Here is a 15,043-nt window from a genome sequence, read left to right as displayed (position 1 = left end):
AATCAGTTCAGGCAATCGGCGTGTTGACGCAGGTTCTGCCGGGCGTAGTAGTTGAATGCAGCGGCGTGGCGTTTGGGTTTCGACACCCAGTCATGCGCCTCGCGACCCAGTTCGGGGATGATCGGTTTGATCGTCCCGGCAGCCATTGCCAGCAATTGCAGCTTGGCGGCGCGCTCGATCAATTGCGCGATGACACAGGCTTCCTCGATGGTCGTTCCGGTGGACAACTGACCGTGGTGGGAAAGCAGGATCGCCCGTTTATCGCCCAGTGCGCCGGCAATCAGTTCGCCTTCTTCGTTACCGACCGGCACACCCGGCCAGCCTTCAAGGAACGCGCAATCGTCGTACAGCGGACACAGGTCCATGTGGGAAATCTGCAACGGTACTTCCAGCATCGACAGCGCGGCAATGTGCGTCGGATGGGTGTGGATGATGCAGTTCACGTCGGGCCGGGCGCGGTACACCCAGCTGTGGAAACGGTTGGCCGGGTTGGCCATGCCGTGACCTTCGAGCACTTCCAGGTCTTCGTTGACCAGCAGCAGATTGCTCGCGGTGATTTCGTCGAACCCCAGCCCCAGTTGCTGAGTGTAGTAAGTGCCCGGCTGCGGGCCACGGGCGGTGATCTGCCCGGCGAGGCCCGAATCGTGACCGCTTTCGAAGAGGATCCGGCAGGTCAGGGCCAGCTTTTGCCGGTCCGTCCACGTATTATCTGCCAGGGTGTTTTGCATCTGTGTCAGCGCTTGCTTGACCAGTTGGTCTTTGGGTAGTGCTAATGTCTTGGCCATATCCGTGTCCTGTGGTGGTTGCCATGGATGACACTTAAGAGGCTATATGACACTTTGTGTCATTGGCAAGGACAAATCGTCTTTCCTTTGCTGGATTAATCGCTCCGCATGTCTATCCGTTTGAAATTATTGAGAAAAAAACTTGGCGTAACCCTTGAGGCACTGGCCGAGAAATCCGGCATGACCAAGAGTTACCTATCGAAAGTCGAACGCGGGTTGAACACGCCGTCGATTGCCGCCGCGTTGAAACTGGCGAAAGCGCTGAACGTGAAAGTCGAGGAGTTGTTCTCCGAAGACAACGTCAGCCTCGACAGCTACAGCCTGGTGCGCAGCCACGAGCGCCAGTCACTGGCGGCCAACGATCACAGCCCCGGCTACGCGGTGCTGGCCCATCAGGTCAGCGAACGCAGCCTGCTGCCGTTCATCATTTATCCGCCGAGCGAATTCACCGACAAGACCTTCAAGGAACACTTGGGCGAGGAGTTCCTGTTCGTCCACGAAGGCCGGGTCGAAGTGGACTTCATGAACGAACGGGTACTGCTGGAGCGGGGCGACGCGCTGCATTTCAATGCGCAGAAACCGCACCGGATCCGCTCGGTGGGTGAGGTGCAGGCGCAGTTGCTGGTGGTGGTGCACAGCAGCGAGGAATGATCAGTCCTCGACTGGCACCGACAACTTCGGATGGCCCAGCGCATGGCTCTTGGAATCAAAGAAGCGCAATTCGGCGCCCGTGCCTTCGAACACTTTCGCGTAATGCCGCTTCTGGTGCTGGATGAACGCCGCGCTGCGCGGATAGATCGAGATCGCCACAGTCTTCGGTTTCGCCAGGCGCAAGGCGCGGACGATGTGGCTGTCCTGCTCGCCCAGGGCGTGGCCGAAGATGCACAGGCTGTCGCTGTGATCGAGTAACTGGTCGTAGCAGAACGACAGGTAATCGGAACTGCGGATGGTCTTGAGCTTGTCCGCGCTCGGCCCTTCGTTGACGAACAGCGGCACATCATCGAGCGTCTTGATCGTGTTGTTGATCGCAAAACTGCCGAGCAGCGTGCCTTCGGTGGCGGTCAGTTTGCGGGCGCTGCTGTCCTGGTTGCGTACCAGATGCAGGCCGCCGTGCAGGTACAGCAAACGTGGTTTGTCAGTGCTGCTTTCGCACAGATCGAAACTGGCGTCGGGGCCGTTGAACAGGTCGTCGATGGCCTCGCCCTGGTGTTGCAGGGCCCAGTAGTTGAGCAGGTCGTAATTGGTGGTGAACACCGTGCGATAACTGGCCAGTTCACGGTTCAGAATGCTCAGGGTCGACGCTTCGACCAGTCGCCACGGAATGTGCAGATCGTGGACGGCATTGATCAGCGCTTCCTTGATCGCGTAGTAGCGGTTGCGCGGCGCGGCCGAGCTGACAGCCAATGCCTTGTTGACCCGACTGGTGGTTTTCAGGGCGCCGAGCACTTGCTCGAAACTGCGCGTCTGCATCGCATCGAACACGCTCAGTTCCGATGGGCTCAACGGTTTTTCTTCCACCGTGCGGGCATTTTCGAACAGCGAGTCGTAGCCGAAATCGTCCCACACCGCGCGGCTGGCACCGTTGCCCACCAGCAAACCGCTGAAGCCGGTGGTGGCGCGCAACGCGTTCCAGTCTTCGAGTGTGGTGTCGACATCCAGAAAATCGGTCATTGCAGGGCACGTCTCAAAACAAAGGGGCAGATGGGCGGCGACTTTATCACGAGCGGGCATTGAGCCAGATCAACATCCGCCGTGACCGATCGGTCGATCCTGTATGTATCCGTCGAATCGCAGGAGTCGATTCGGCCCCTGTCAGGAGATGCGCCATGAGCAGCACTTTTTTCATTCCCGCCGTCAACATCATGGGCAGCGGCTGCCTCGACGAAGCCATGAATGCCATCCGCAACTACGGTTTTCGCAAGGCGCTGATCGTCACCGACACGGGCCTGGCCAAGGCCGGCGTGGCGACGATGATCGCCGAGAAGCTGGCGATGCAGGACATCGACTCGGTGATTTTCGACGGTGCCAAACCCAATCCGAGCATCGCCAATGTCGAGGCCGGGCTGGCGCTGCTCAAGGACAGCCGCTGCGATTTTGTCGTGTCACTCGGCGGCGGTTCGCCCCACGACTGCGCCAAGGGCATCGCCCTGTGCGCGACCAACGGCGGGCAGATCCGCGACTACGAAGGCGTCGATCAATCGGCCAAGCCGCAATTGCCGCTGATCGCCATCAACACCACCGCCGGCACGGCCAGCGAGATGACCCGTTTCTGCATCATCACCGACGAAACCCGCCACGTGAAAATGGCCATCGTCGATCGCAACGTCACGCCGCTGCTGTCGGTCAACGACCCGGCGCTGATGGTCGCCATGCCGAAAAGCTTGACCGCCGCCACCGGTATGGACGCGCTGACCCACGCGATCGAAGCCTACGTGTCCACCGCTGCCAACCCGATCACTGATGCCTGCGCGTTGAAGGCGATGACCCTGATCAGCAACAACCTGCGCCTGGCCGTGCGCGACGGCAGCGACCTGGCGGCGCGGGAAAACATGGCGTATGCGCAGTTCCTCGCCGGCATGGCGTTCAACAACGCGTCCCTCGGTTACGTGCATGCGATGGCGCACCAGTTGGGTGGCTTCTACGATCTGCCCCACGGCGTGTGCAACGCGGTGTTGTTGCCCCATGTGCAGACGTTCAACGCGTTGGTCTGCGCCGAACGCCTCACCGATGTCGCCCATGCCATGGGCGCCGACATTCGTGGTTTCAGCCCGGAAGAGGGGGCCAAAGCTGCGATTGACGCGATCCGCTGCCTGGCCAGAGACGTCGACATCCCCGGTGGCTTGCGTGACCTCGGCGCCAAGTGCACCGACATCCCGGTGCTCGCCGCCAATGCCCTGAAAGACGCCTGCGGTTTCACTAACCCTCGGGCGGCGGATCAACGGCAGATCGAAGAGATTTTCCGCAGCGCGTTTTAAGCGGGCTGGCGATCGGGCGTAAACCTCGTACAGAGCACCGCGCCCAACGCCAGCACGCAGCACAGCAACGACAGCGGCCACGCTTGCGGACCGGCCAGCAGGCTGGCCACGGCGCCGATCAGCGCGGCCATCAACTGGTGGATGAAACCGCTCAGGGCCATCGCGTAGGCGCCGGCAATCGGCGCCCCGTCGTTGGCCCGTGACAGGCTGATCGGGTAATTCAGCGATTGCCCGAACACGGCCACGCAATAGGGCAGCCAAAGCAACCAGGTAATGGCGCTGGCCAACAGACTGCCAGCCAGCATCACCCCACTGCCGGCCATCACCAGCCCCACACCCAACACCATCAGCCGGTGCTGACCGGTGCGCAGGACGAAGCGGTTGACCGCCAGTGCACCGAGAAAATACGCCGCGCTGATCGGCCAGCCCAGCAACCCGTATTCCGTCGCCGACCAATTGAACGGGCCTTGCAGAATCAATGGCGCAGCGCTGTTGAACGCGATGATCACGCCATAGCCCAGACCGCCCGCGAGTGCCGGCAAAAGAAACGCCCGATGGGTCAGAATCGTTCGGTAGACCGCCCACGGCGAAGCGGTTGCGGGCGCTTCGACAAGTGTTGGAAAGTTCAGGCGCGAGACAATCGTGGCCATCAACAGGCTGATCGCGCCCAGCAGATAAAAGATCGCCTGCCAGCCCAGCGTCACCTGAATGAGCGAGCCGGCGTATTGCCCGATGCCGAGCGCGACAACGAACGAAATCGAAATCCACGACAGCGCCTTCGCCAGCAGGTCGCCCCGGAAGCTGTCACGAATCAGCACCCGGGCCATCACCGAAATACCGCTGGCGCCGACCCCCTGAACCAGTCGCAGTAGCAGGAACGACTCCAGTGTCGAGCCCAGCGGCAGCGCCAGATTCGCCAGGCCATAAATCCCCAGCGCTGCCAGCAGCACAGGCTTGCGCCCGATGCGCTGTGCCAGACTGCCCCAGAACAGCATCGGCAGCGCCATGCCGATCAGGTACAGCGACAAGCCCCACGCCACTTGCGTTGCATCGGCCCCAAGGTGCCCCGCGATCTGCGGCAACGCCGGCAGGTAAATGCTCATGCCCAGTTGGGCGAGGAACACGGTGGAGCAGGTGATGAGCAGAATGAGGCCGGGGTTCATAAGTCGTCCGTGAAGGTTCAGCGGTCGCGATCGCTACCGTGAGTCAGTAACAGGTCGGTGATCAAATCACAGAAGTGGTGGATCAGTGTCGATTCCATATCGGCGCGTAGCGTAACGCGGATCGCGGCTTTGCCCTGGGCTACCACCGGGAAAAACACGGCGCTGGTGAAGAAACCGTGTTCGGCCAGTTCGATGGCGATTCGATTGGCCATAGCGGCCTCGCCGCAGTTGATCAGGCGGATGGCCATCGGGCTGCCGTGCTGTTCGGTGCTCAAGAGGCTGTCGAACAGGCGAATATTGGCCTGAAGTCGAACCTGCAAGACCCGCAGTTCCGCACTGCGATGCAGTTGGATTGAAGCGAGGCCCGCGCCGATGGCTGCGCAGTTGAGGCTTTGCGACCAATTGCTCGGTCCGCCATAACGCTGGATCAACTTCTTTTGCCGTTGGTTGCCGAGCATCACCAGACCGCCGCTGGCCCCGAACGATTTGGCCAGCGAAGCGACGATCAGGCAGTCCTCTTCCAGCACCGATATTCTTGGCCGTACCAGGCCGGCGCCGTTGCTGCCGACCGCCGACAGCGCGTGGGAATCGTCCAGATACAGGAACAGGCCATAGCGTTCCTTCAGATACAGCAGACCGTCCAGATTGGCCACGCCACCCATGCTGTAGGCACCGTCGGCAATGTAGGCGACGGTTGAATGGCGCTGGCACACTGATTCGAGAAAATCCATGTCGTTGTGTGGACAGGTCAATACCTGGGTTTCGTCCGCACAACTGGCTTTCAGGTGATGCATCGAATAGTGGGCCAGGCGATCGAACACCATCACCGGTGGACGGTTTTGCGTGAACACGCCACTGGCCAGCAGCGGCAGGATGCCGGCGCTCGCGGCGCTGCAGGACAGACTGCTCAGACACACCGCGCCAAACAATTGCGACAGCTCGCTTTCGTATTGATCGAGCAGTGCCAGCTTGCAGCGGTTTTTCGAGTTGGCAACACGCAGCGTGCCGGTTTCCCGCAGGGCCGTTATGGCGCCTTCAAGCAGCGCAGGATGGTGATCGAGGCCCAGATAGGACGTGGTGCAGAAGTGATGAAACTGGCGCCCATGCTGATCGAGCAAGTGGTTGCAGCCTTTGACTTCAACATTGAGGGCGGCGATTTTTCCCGCTTCGGCGGCCTCCCAATCGTGGTCGGCCAGGGCGATGACTTTGCGGTAATTGGAGAAGGTGTTGGCGGATTCCGGCAGGTGGTTCATAAGCAGCTCTCCTTGAGCGTGGCAATCCATGGGGTGTTTCAATTTGTGTGTGTTGCCAGACTTTACAGAGTGCTACGGCGGGCCAGAATCGGCTGTATCCGATAGCGCTGAGAGTTGTTGGAGTTTTGCTTGTAGGGCGGCGCCTTGCCGGGTTGTAAGGCGATGAAACGCCTGACAACCCTTGTAATGAAGGGCTTACTTTTGCCTGTTATCCAACGGCTGTTGCGCTCTTTTCCAGCGCCGGGGAGAACTGGATCAACACCACGCCCGCCATCAGCAGCACAGCGCCGAATACCCGTGGCAATGTCAGTTGCTTCTCCAGCAGCCCGAACAAGCCGAAGTGATCCAGCACCATCGACGCCAGCACTTGCCCGGCCAGCGCCAGTGCGACAAAACCTGATGCCCCGAGCTTCGGCACCAACACCACAGCCAGTGCCACAAAACACACTCCGAACGCTCCACCGGCCCACATCCACAGCGGCGCCTTGGCGATGAACGCCAGCGACGGCAGCGGTAGCCGCAGCGCGACAATCACCGGCAACAACACCAGCACGCTCACCAGCAAGGACGCCAGGGTCGCCCACAACGGATGCCCCAGACCTCGGGCCAGATTGGTGTTGATGGCACTTTGAAAAGGCACGACGGCCCCGGCCAATGCCGCCAGCAGCAACAGACCGGCCCAATGCAATGTACTCATGATCGTTCTCCAGCAAGGTTTTGCTGGACTCTAGGGTATTCGTCGCGCAGATTTAAATTCTGTTTTGTCATCCGGAACATGCATCAGATGAATGATCTGCGGCGCATCGATCTCAACCTGCTGGTGATCCTCGACGCCTTGCTCAGCGAACAACACGTGACCCGCGCCGCCGAGCGTCTGCACTTGAGCCAGCCGGCGGTCAGCCACGCGCTGGCCCGTTTGCGTGATTTGCTCGGTGACCCATTGCTGGTGCGCGCCGGTTCTGGACTGGTGCCCACCGCTCGGGCGCTGGAACTGGTGGCGCCGCTGGCCGAGGCTCTGGCCCAGGTGCAATCGCTGCTGGCGCCGAACACCTTCGACCCGGCCAGTGCACGCCGAACCTTTCGGCTCGCGATGTCGGATTACGGCGCGGCGATCATCCTGCCTGGCCTGATTCGCACGCTGCGCAAGGAAGCGCCGGGCATCGATCTGCAAATCAGCCACGCCAGCCGCGAAGGCATGGTGGAAGGTTTGCTCAACGGAGACATCGACCTCGCGGCCGGTGTGCTCCCGGAACTGCCCGGTGAGTTGCGCAGCACGCCGCTGTTCGAGGAACGCTACGTCTGCCTGCTGGATCGCCAAAGCCTTCCCGTGGAAGGAGTTCTCGACCTGCAAACTTACCTCTCCCGACCCCACGTCCTGCTGGAAATGCGCGGCAGCGGCACACCGGAAATCGAACGCACCCTGACCGCCCTGCGCGAACGCCGCCGCGTCGCCATCAGCCTGCCGCACTGGAGCGTTGCGCCGCAGTTCATCAGTGGCACGGATCTGATCCTCACGGTGGCTTCGCGGGCGTTGAAGGATGTGGATGACGACTCGTTGATCGTCGTGCCGCCGCCGTTCGAGATCACACCGTTCACCTTTGTCTCGGCATGGCACAAGCGGCGGGGCGGGGATCAGGCGTTGAACTGGTTGAATCGGCGGATTGAGCAGGGGATAGTGCGCGGCTGAAAAACATCTAGGAGTGGGGCGTGACAGTGAAGTCTGGGGTGGTGGGGTGTCTGGCGCTTTGCGGGGCGTTGCTGGCGGGGCAGGTGTTGGCTGATTGTGTGCCTGCGCCGGTGGCGAGTGAGCTGGATTTCTCCGTGTGCAAGGAGTGGCCGGCGTATCCGGGGTTGAACATCAGCGCGAATACGAAATTTGAGCGCAGCTTCGTGCCAGGCGGCACCGACACGAGCGGCACCTATGATTTGAATTTATCTGTCTTGAAAAGCGACCAAACGGAACCGGTTGCCACTTATCAGCAAGCCTCCGCTTTCTTCTCGGGTGGGGTGGCATTGCGAGAGCTTTCGCTCGATACCGCGCGCTACAAGCTCACACCAGAGGTTCGGGCTTTTGGCGTTCGCGTGCAATTCACCAATTCCTCTCGCCTCAACCCGCTTGAAGAAACGCACCTCTCTCTTTATGTAAGAGAAGGCAAAAAGTTACGTCCTGTCCTGAGTCAATTGGTGGTTTATGAGTACGGCGGTGAATGGGACGGTGATTGCACCGGCGAGCGATATGAGACGATCAGAACGGTAGAAATCGCCAAGACCAGCTCCCATGGTTATGCCGATCTGATCGTCAAAACCCGACAGACAGGGACGACCAATGTCGTCAAAGGCGATGCTTGTGAAGACAAGATCAGTGTCAGCAGCCCAGAACTGACAACCCTTCACTACGACGGAAAATCATACGTATTGCCTAAAGGTTTCCAGGCGATCGAGTGATACAGAACCAACGCGACTTTTATCAAGGAAGAACAATGCTCACCCCGACCCGACTTTTCATCGCCCTCGGTTTTCTGGCCATTACCACTCAGGCCCACGCCGCCTGTGAGGTAAAGAAATTCGACGGTCACTCCCTGTCACGCTGCAAAGTGTGGCCAGCCTTTCCGGATAAGGCGATCTCGGCAAAATCCACCTTCGTGTCCGACTCCGAAGGCGATCACGACGGCGTGTTCGACCTGGAACTGTCGTTGCTCAACGCTTCCGACGCCAAACCGCTGGCAACTTACGTCAAGCCAGGCGCCTACAACTCCGACGCGATCAGCTTCGATGACTTGAGAATCGATACCGCTCGCTATCGTCTGGCGTCGGACGTTCGCGCCTTTGGCCTGCGTTCGGATTTCGCCGACCACCTCTCAAGAGCCAATCCCTACGCGAAAACCGATCTGGCGCTGTATGTACGCGAAGGCGCTAAATTGCGACCAGTGCTGGAAGGTCTGGTCATTCGCAAGGAATTTGGCGAGGGTAGCGGTGAGTGCGATACCAAGGACACGAAAATCCTTAGAAGCGTGGAAATCGGCTCGTCCAGTCATAACGGTTTCGCTGATCTGATCGTTTCCTCGAGTGGTGTGGTGTACACATCGACTCAGTCAGGCAAAGAGTGTGTTTCCAAAACCACCAACCTGAAAAACACCCAAATCACCCTGACCTACGACGGCAAGCAATACACCATCCCCGAAGACCTCCGAGGTTACTGACCGATGCTCACCGGCCTCAACCACCTGACCCTCGCCGTCACCGACCTGGACCGCAGCCTCGCGTTCTACCGCGATGTGCTGCGCTTGCAGGTCGAGGCCACGTGGGACGCCGGTGCCTATTTGTCGCTCCCGGGCCTGTGGTTGTGCCTGTCGCTCGATGCGCAACGCCAACCCGAGCCCGCCGCCGACTACACCCATTACGCCTTCAGCCTCGGCGCGGCGGATTTTGCGCTGTTCGTGCAACAGCTTCGTGCCGCTAACGTGCAGGAATGGCGCGACAACCGCAGTGAAGGTGCGTCCTTCTACTTCCTCGACCCGGACGGTCACAAGCTCGAAGCGCATGTTGGCGATCTGGCCTCGCGACTGGCCGCGTGTCGGCAAAAGCCTTACGCAGGGATGCGTTTTTTCAACGAGTCGTGAATATTCACAAAACGCTGGGATAGACTGGCGGCCACGTTTTCCGGCACTTGCAGGTTCTCCATGACTCCATCGTTGCTTATGGCCGTGCTGGCCTCGGGTTTCATCTACGGCATCACGCCGGGGCCGGGTGTGCTGGCGGTGTTCGGCATCGGTGCTGCGCGGGGGCGGCGGGCCGGGGCGGGATTCCTGTGCGGGCATTTGCTGGGCGATGTGATCTGGTGCAGCTCCGCGTTGATCGCGATTGTCGGCGCCCGGGAAATTGGCAGCACTGCGTTCGATGTGCTCGGCGTGCTGAGCGGCCTTTACCTGTTCTGGCTCGGCTGGCGCGCGGTGCGGGCCAAACGCAGCAACGGTGATCAGCCACAGGGCGCGGCGCGCCAACCGTTCTGGCACGGCATCCTGTTCGGCCTGACCAACCCCAAGGCCTACCCGGTGGCGGTGGCAACGTTCACCGCGCTGCTGTCGAGCCGCGCCGAACTGCTCAACTGGTCGATGCTGCCAATGCTGATCGCCCTGAGCTTCCTCGGCGGATTGCTCGCCTACGCTATTCTCATTGGCATTGTCGGTGCCCGGCAGGTACGTACGCTGTATCAGCGCCATGAACTGGCCATCACCCGGTTGTGCGGGGTAATGTTTATCGGTTTTGCCATCAACGCCTTGGTGCATGCGTTACCGGGGCTGATGCCGAGCAAGGCTTGAATGTGATCGCTGGGATGCGAGGTTGAGGTCAGGGACGGTTGATCAGTGCTGCATTACCCGGACACCCACGCTGAACCATGGAAAGTCGAAATTCTGCACCGTTGGCGAGTTATATCGATCTGTTGCTGGACGCCGTGTGCGCAGTCGACAAGCAGGGTCGTTTCGTTTTTGTCAGCGCGGCCTGCGAGCGGATTCTCGGCTACACGCCTGACGAACTGATCGGCCAGCCGATGATCGACTACGTTTATCCCGCCGACCGCGAACGCACCCTGTCCGCCGCCAGCGACATCATGGGCGGCGAGCCCAAGCACAATTTCGAGAACCGCTACGTGCGCAAGGACGGCAGCGTCGTGCATATTCTGTGGTCGGCTCGCTGGTCTGAAGTCGATCAACTGCGCATTGCCGTGGCTCGGGACATCACCGAGCGCAAACTCGCCGAATCCCGTCAGGCGGCGTTGTATGCGATCTCCGAAGCGGCGCATGCGGCGGAGGATCTGCTGGCGCTGTTCAAGCGCATCCACATGATCATCGGCGAGTGGCTGCCGGCGCTGAATTTCTCCGTGGCGCTGTACGACGAACATTGCGCGCAACTGAATTTCCCTTACCACGTCGACGATGACGAGTTGCAACCGGAGCAGCCGGGCACCGTGACCGGTCGGCTGTGCACTGAAGTGATCCGCAGCGGTCAGCCGATCCTGCTGACCCCGGATTGCCCGCACGCACCGCCGGGTTTCGAAGCGTTGGTGGCGGGGCAGCAATCGCCATGCTGGCTCGGCGTGCCGCTGAATTCGAAGAACGGCACCATCGGCGCGTTGATCGTCAAAAGCCTGGCCGGTGGCGAGCGCTACACCGAGCGCGACAAGGAACTGTTGCAATACGTCTGCGCCCAGGTCGCCACGGCCATCGAACGCCAGCAATTGCACGCCCGCCTGCGGCGCATGGCGCAATACGATCAGTTGACCCAATTGCCCAACCGCGAATTGCTGCGTGATCGGCTCAAGGCTGCGCTGGCCGGCGCACGGGAGCAGTCCGGGTTCATGGCGCTGCTGTATGTCGATCTGGATCGCTTCAAACAGGTCAACGACACCTTTGGCCACGCCGTTGGCGACATGCTGCTGCAAACCGTGGCCAACCGCCTCAAGGGCTGCGTGCGCGACACCGACACGGTGGCGCGTATTGGTGGCGATGAATTCGTGGTGCTGCTGCACAGCGTTCACGCCGCCGAAGACGCTGACAGCGTGGCGGAAAAAATCCGACAGATTCTGGTGCAGCCGATGCGTCTGGACGGGCACAACCTGCACATCGAACCGAGTATCGGCGTTGCCCGTTATCCCGAGCATGGCAGCGAAGAACAGCAACTGTTCCGCCACGCCGACCAGGCCATGTACGCCGCCAAACGGCAGAATCACCGGGCACGGGATATCTGACTGACATCATCCGTTCGTCGCGGCAACGGCAACTTTTCTAAACCTTTGGCGGTCAGGAAATTCTCAATCCAGGCGGGCAGCAGCTCGCCTACGATCAATACCAAGAGGTAGAGAATCATGCCTAACTCAAGAAACTCGAACTCGGGAAACTTCGCCAACGATCGAACCAAGGCGTCTGAAGCCGGTCGCAAAGGTGGGAAAACCACCACCACGACGGTCGACAAAGAGCCAAAAACCGACATGGGCCGCAAGCCTGCTCAGAAATCGAAGTAGTCGGCGAAGGTTGTTTTGATTGAGAGGCGGGGGCGCAAGCTCCCGCTTGAATTTCGAGAGAAGGAGGGCGCGACCATGAACCGGATGGCCACCCGAGTACGCAACTTCAGTTTTGTCACCCTGCTGGGGCTGTGCGCCGGCAGTGCTTTCGCCCAGTCGCCCGCCGACTTCATCAACGAAGCCTCGGCCAAAGGCATGGCCGACATCGAGGCCAGTCGCCTGGCGCACAGCAAGGCCGAGTCCAAAGAGGTCAAGGATTACACCATCGTCGTCATCAACGACCGCACCACCGCCAATCAGCACCTGGCGAAAATCGCCAAGAAACTGGACCTGCCGGTGGCGCCCCGTGAAGAAGTCGCTGATAAGGCTAAAGCGCTGATGCCGGAAGTCAAAGAAGGCACGAGCTTCGATCAGGCTTACGCCGCCAGTCAGGTCAAGGCCACGGAAGAGGCCATCGAGCAGATCCAGCAGGAAGCCCAGACCACCGATGTGCCGGAGATCAAGGCGTTTGCCGACGAGACCCTGCCGAAACTGCAAAACCACCTGCAAATGGCCCGGGCGCTGCAGGCCAGCCGCTGATATCGGGTTAAACAAAAACGGCGCTCAACGCGCCGTTTTTTGTGGTGCTCAGCAATCATTCAAATCCTGTTTCGGCTTGCTCTTTTGGCCGAGTCCCTCCAGTTCAAACACTTCATTTTCACCCAGTGAACGATAGTGCCTGCGCAGGGCCTCCAGTTGTTTGAGGTCCAGCGACTCCAATCCGAGCATCGCGTTTTGCGCCTCCTTGTTCACCCGCAGCAACTCATCAAGTTTCAAATGCAGGATGTCGGTGTCACGGTTCTGGGTGTTCTGGATCAGGAACACCATCAGAAACGTGATGATCGTCGTCGAGGTGTTGATGATCAGTTGCCAGGTGTCATTGAAATGGAAAATCGGCCCGCTCAAACCCCACAGCGCAATCAGAATCAAAGCTCCCATGAACGTCTTGGGGCTGCCGGCCCAGAGGGCGAGCGTCTGGGAAATCTTTGCGAATTTCATGGCGGTGTTCCTTGAGGGGAGGGAGCTTGAAATTCAGACAGCGGGGGAGCGAGGAAAATTCTGCTTACAGTTTTCTGAGTCCCTGTGGGCACGGCGAAGACAGCGCTCCCGGCGATATCGGACATACGTAGGGGAATGCAGATAAATGCGATCGCTGTATCGTGACGGCAGCTGCTTTTCCACGTTTCGCCAAAACATCCAAGACAGGAGAACGCAATGACCTGGTCCGCCAAGCAATACGTCGCTTTCGAAGATGAACGCACCCGCCCGGCCCGTGACTTGTTGGCGGCGATTCCCACGCCCGAGGCGCGCTCCGTGGTTGATATCGGATGTGGTCCCGGCAACTCGACCGAGCTTCTGGTGGAGCGTTTTTCGGGGGCGAAAGTGCAGGGGCTCGACAGTTCGCCGGACATGATCGACGCCGCGCGCAAGCGTCTGCCGCAGTTGCAGTTCGAGGTAGCGGACATTGATAAGTGGGCCGATGAAGGGCCTTTCGATGTGATCTTCGCCAACGCCGTTTTGCAGTGGGTGCCGGATCACGCGACGCTGCTGCCGGCACTGGCGGGCAAATTGGCATTGGGCGGCAGTCTGGCGATCCAGATGCCGGACAACCTCAACGAGCCGTCCCATCGGTTGATGCGTGAAGTCGCTGCCAACGGGCCGTGGGCCAGCAAACTGGCAGGCGCGGCGGGGCAACGGACCGAGATGGCGGATGCCAGCGCCTATTTCTCGATGCTGCGCCCGCATTGCGCCCGGGTCGATGTGTGGCGCACCACGTATCACCATCAACTGGCGGGCGGGGCTTCAGGCGTTGTCGAGTGGTTCAAGGGTAGCGGTCTGATTCCGTTCCTCAGTCCGTTGACGGAAGCGGAGCGGGCGGAGTATCTGGCGCACTATCTGGCGGAGGTCGCGAACGCTTATCCGGCGTTGGCGGATGGTTCGGTGTTGTTGCCGTTTCCACGGTTGTTCATTGTCGCCACACGTTGAAATGAAAAAGGGCCGATTTGATCGGCCCTTTCTTTTTGCGGTCAGCGCTGTACGGCGACCAGCATCATCATCGGCCGCTCGCGCTCTTCGGCGAGGGCCGGTTGTGCGACCACTTCAGCATCGCTCGGGCCCCATTCATTGACGTGTTGAATCGTGAACCCGGCGTCGATCAACGCGTTGAGTAGTGTCCCGACCGTGCGATGTTGCTTGATCACGCCGTCGGCCAGCCAGTTCGTAACCCGCTCGCCTTCCATCTGATAGCTGTCCAGCGGCCAGCGCTTGTTGCCTTCGCTGTCGATCAGCCAGCCTGGATTGCGCGGCGCCATGAAAATCGGGTGCTCGATGGAGAATACAAAATGCGCACCGGGTTTAAGCGCTGCATGCAGTTTGGCGAACAACCCCGAGAGATCCTTGATGTAGTGCAGGGCCAGTGAACTGTAGGCCAGATCGTAAGTGCACGCAGGTAAGTCGAGGTATTCCAGGTCGGCACGTTCGTAGCGGATGTTCGTGGCAGAGGTCGTTTCCTTCGCCCGTTCGAGCATTTTCTCCGAGACATCCAGCCCGAGCACTTCGGCAGCGCCTTGTTCGCTGGCCCAGCGACAGAACCAGCCATAGCCGCAGCCCAGATCCACCACCTGCAAACCGTGGAGGGAGGGAAGCAAGGCTTTCAGCGCCGGCCATTCCGGCGCGGCGTCGAGGCCACCGATGGAGCGGTTCATCTGGCTGTAGCCCTGGAAAAATTCGGGGTCGTCGTAGATGTTCTGGGTCATGGTTTGGTGCTCGTTTGAATTTGATTTGAGTGGCTCAACGGCCACGATTTGAA

18 protein-coding genes are annotated in these 15,043 nt (G+C 60.1%); 11 read left to right on the top strand and 7 right to left on the bottom strand.

The genetic code is table 11. From position 1 onward, the window contains the following. Nucleotides 1-2 precede the first annotated feature (2 nt). Nucleotides 3-785, bottom strand: a complete 783-nt coding sequence (locus ACW9HX_RS06190; RefSeq protein WP_457379884.1) for an aldolase — start codon at nucleotides 783-785, stop codon at nucleotides 3-5. A gap of 108 nt (nucleotides 786-893) precedes the next feature. Between ACW9HX_RS06190 and ACW9HX_RS06185 the strand changes: the two genes are divergently transcribed. Continuing rightward, nucleotides 894-1,436, top strand: coding sequence for a helix-turn-helix domain-containing protein (locus ACW9HX_RS06185; protein WP_457379883.1), 543 nt, complete (start codon nucleotides 894-896; stop codon nucleotides 1,434-1,436). Here the strand turns inward: ACW9HX_RS06185 and ACW9HX_RS06180 are convergent, their stop codons facing one another. After that, nucleotides 1,437-2,456: a DUF4917 family protein gene (locus ACW9HX_RS06180; protein WP_457379882.1), complete on the bottom strand. Its 1,020-nt coding sequence runs from the start codon at nucleotides 2,454-2,456 to the stop codon at nucleotides 1,437-1,439. It abuts the gene before it with no gap. A 155-nt stretch (nucleotides 2,457-2,611) separates the two neighbouring features. Between ACW9HX_RS06180 and yiaY the strand changes: the two genes are divergently transcribed. Further along, entirely contained in the window at nucleotides 2,612-3,760 is a 1,149-nt protein-coding gene (gene yiaY, locus ACW9HX_RS06175) for an L-threonine dehydrogenase (RefSeq protein WP_457379881.1), read from the top strand. Here the strand turns inward: yiaY and ACW9HX_RS06170 are convergent. The 3 genes from ACW9HX_RS06170 to ACW9HX_RS06160 form a co-directional block, all read right to left on the bottom strand. Beyond that, entirely contained in the window at nucleotides 3,757-4,923 is a 1,167-nt protein-coding gene (locus tag ACW9HX_RS06170) for a multidrug effflux MFS transporter (RefSeq protein ID WP_457379880.1), read from the bottom strand. The genes yiaY and ACW9HX_RS06170 overlap by 4 nt on opposite strands. A 17-nt stretch (nucleotides 4,924-4,940) precedes the next feature. Beyond that, the gene (locus tag ACW9HX_RS06165) at nucleotides 4,941-6,176 is read right to left on the bottom strand and encodes an aminotransferase class I/II-fold pyridoxal phosphate-dependent enzyme (RefSeq protein ID WP_457379879.1); all 1,236 of its coding nucleotides are present in this window, start codon (nucleotides 6,174-6,176) and stop codon (nucleotides 4,941-4,943) included. Nucleotides 6,177-6,384: 208 nt separating this feature from the next. Then, nucleotides 6,385-6,873: a DMT family transporter gene (locus ACW9HX_RS06160; RefSeq protein ID WP_457379878.1), complete on the bottom strand. Its 489-nt coding sequence runs from the start codon at nucleotides 6,871-6,873 to the stop codon at nucleotides 6,385-6,387. A gap of 78 nt (nucleotides 6,874-6,951) precedes the next feature. On the opposite strand from ACW9HX_RS06160, the gene ACW9HX_RS06155 reads away from it, so the two are divergent. The 8 genes from ACW9HX_RS06155 (at nucleotide 6,952) to ACW9HX_RS06120 (ending at nucleotide 12,774) form a co-directional block, all read left to right on the top strand. Then, nucleotides 6,952-7,863 (top strand): LysR family transcriptional regulator, encoded by a 912-nt coding sequence (locus tag ACW9HX_RS06155; protein WP_457379877.1) that lies wholly within the window; start codon nucleotides 6,952-6,954, stop codon nucleotides 7,861-7,863. 20 nt (nucleotides 7,864-7,883) lie between these two features. Further along, nucleotides 7,884-8,621 (top strand): PA3715 family protein, encoded by a 738-nt coding sequence (locus ACW9HX_RS06150; protein WP_457379876.1) that lies wholly within the window; start codon nucleotides 7,884-7,886, stop codon nucleotides 8,619-8,621. Between the two features lie 35 nt (nucleotides 8,622-8,656). Then, nucleotides 8,657-9,376, top strand: coding sequence for a PA3715 family protein (locus tag ACW9HX_RS06145; RefSeq protein ID WP_457379875.1), 720 nt, complete (start codon nucleotides 8,657-8,659; stop codon nucleotides 9,374-9,376). Between the two features lie 3 nt (nucleotides 9,377-9,379). After that, entirely contained in the window at nucleotides 9,380-9,796 is a 417-nt protein-coding gene (gene fos, locus ACW9HX_RS06140) for a fosfomycin resistance glutathione transferase (protein ID WP_457379874.1), read from the top strand. A gap of 60 nt (nucleotides 9,797-9,856) precedes the next feature. Continuing rightward, entirely contained in the window at nucleotides 9,857-10,495 is a 639-nt protein-coding gene (locus ACW9HX_RS06135) for a LysE family translocator (protein ID WP_457379873.1), read from the top strand. A gap of 77 nt (nucleotides 10,496-10,572) precedes the next feature. After that, nucleotides 10,573-11,922, top strand: coding sequence for a diguanylate cyclase domain-containing protein (locus ACW9HX_RS06130; protein ID WP_457379872.1), 1,350 nt, complete (start codon nucleotides 10,573-10,575; stop codon nucleotides 11,920-11,922). Between the two features lie 117 nt (nucleotides 11,923-12,039). Continuing rightward, on the top strand, nucleotides 12,040-12,195 hold the full coding sequence (locus tag ACW9HX_RS06125) for a KGG domain-containing protein (RefSeq protein WP_077045875.1): 156 nt from the start codon (nucleotides 12,040-12,042) through the stop codon (nucleotides 12,193-12,195). Between the two features lie 75 nt (nucleotides 12,196-12,270). Beyond that, entirely contained in the window at nucleotides 12,271-12,774 is a 504-nt protein-coding gene (locus ACW9HX_RS06120; RefSeq protein WP_457379871.1) for a DUF4142 domain-containing protein, read from the top strand. Between the two features lie 48 nt (nucleotides 12,775-12,822). On the opposite strand, the gene ACW9HX_RS06115 is transcribed toward ACW9HX_RS06120, so the two are convergent. Next, nucleotides 12,823-13,233 carry a low affinity iron permease family protein gene (locus ACW9HX_RS06115; RefSeq protein ID WP_457379870.1) on the bottom strand — a complete coding sequence of 137 codons (411 nt, stop codon included), beginning with the start codon at nucleotides 13,231-13,233 and terminating at the stop codon, nucleotides 12,823-12,825. 216 nt (nucleotides 13,234-13,449) lie between these two features. Here ACW9HX_RS06115 and tam point away from each other — a divergent pair, with 216 nt between their 5' ends. After that, a complete protein-coding gene (gene tam / locus ACW9HX_RS06110; protein ID WP_457379869.1) occupies nucleotides 13,450-14,220 on the top strand; it encodes a trans-aconitate 2-methyltransferase in 771 nt (256 codons plus the stop codon). 41 nt (nucleotides 14,221-14,261) lie between these two features. Here the strand turns inward: tam and ACW9HX_RS06105 are convergent, their stop codons facing one another. Then, the gene (locus tag ACW9HX_RS06105; protein WP_457379868.1) at nucleotides 14,262-14,990 is read right to left on the bottom strand and encodes a class I SAM-dependent methyltransferase; all 729 of its coding nucleotides are present in this window, start codon (nucleotides 14,988-14,990) and stop codon (nucleotides 14,262-14,264) included. Between the last annotated feature and the right edge of the window lie 53 nt (nucleotides 14,991-15,043).

It is taken from the genome of Pseudomonas sp. SDO52101_S400 (assembly GCF_054071635.1).
The sequence above is the reverse complement of the archived record's forward strand: the minus strand, read 5'-3'. Positions and strand labels throughout refer to the sequence as shown.

Coding starts and splice junctions, on each gene's coding strand:
- ACW9HX_RS06105 (WP_457379868.1), bottom strand. CDS start 14,990: ATGACCCAGAACATCTACGACGACCCCGAATTTTTCCAGGGCTACAGC.
- ACW9HX_RS06155 (WP_457379877.1), top strand. CDS start 6,952: ATGCATCAGATGAATGATCTGCGGCGCATCGATCTCAACCTGCTGGTG.
- ACW9HX_RS06170 (WP_457379880.1), bottom strand. CDS start 4,923: ATGAACCCCGGCCTCATTCTGCTCATCACCTGCTCCACCGTGTTCCTC.
- ACW9HX_RS06135 (WP_457379873.1), top strand. CDS start 9,857: ATGACTCCATCGTTGCTTATGGCCGTGCTGGCCTCGGGTTTCATCTAC.
- yiaY (WP_457379881.1), top strand. CDS start 2,612: ATGAGCAGCACTTTTTTCATTCCCGCCGTCAACATCATGGGCAGCGGC.
- ACW9HX_RS06120 (WP_457379871.1), top strand. CDS start 12,271: ATGAACCGGATGGCCACCCGAGTACGCAACTTCAGTTTTGTCACCCTG.
- ACW9HX_RS06165 (WP_457379879.1), bottom strand. CDS start 6,176: ATGAACCACCTGCCGGAATCCGCCAACACCTTCTCCAATTACCGCAAA.
- ACW9HX_RS06160 (WP_457379878.1), bottom strand. CDS start 6,873: ATGAGTACATTGCATTGGGCCGGTCTGTTGCTGCTGGCGGCATTGGCC.
- ACW9HX_RS06145 (WP_457379875.1), top strand. CDS start 8,657: ATGCTCACCCCGACCCGACTTTTCATCGCCCTCGGTTTTCTGGCCATT.
- ACW9HX_RS06185 (WP_457379883.1), top strand. CDS start 894: ATGTCTATCCGTTTGAAATTATTGAGAAAAAAACTTGGCGTAACCCTT.
- ACW9HX_RS06190 (WP_457379884.1), bottom strand. CDS start 785: ATGGCCAAGACATTAGCACTACCCAAAGACCAACTGGTCAAGCAAGCG.
- ACW9HX_RS06130 (WP_457379872.1), top strand. CDS start 10,573: ATGGAAAGTCGAAATTCTGCACCGTTGGCGAGTTATATCGATCTGTTG.
- fos (WP_457379874.1), top strand. CDS start 9,380: ATGCTCACCGGCCTCAACCACCTGACCCTCGCCGTCACCGACCTGGAC.
- ACW9HX_RS06180 (WP_457379882.1), bottom strand. CDS start 2,456: ATGACCGATTTTCTGGATGTCGACACCACACTCGAAGACTGGAACGCG.
- ACW9HX_RS06125 (WP_077045875.1), top strand. CDS start 12,040: ATGCCTAACTCAAGAAACTCGAACTCGGGAAACTTCGCCAACGATCGA.
- tam (WP_457379869.1), top strand. CDS start 13,450: ATGACCTGGTCCGCCAAGCAATACGTCGCTTTCGAAGATGAACGCACC.
- ACW9HX_RS06115 (WP_457379870.1), bottom strand. CDS start 13,233: ATGAAATTCGCAAAGATTTCCCAGACGCTCGCCCTCTGGGCCGGCAGC.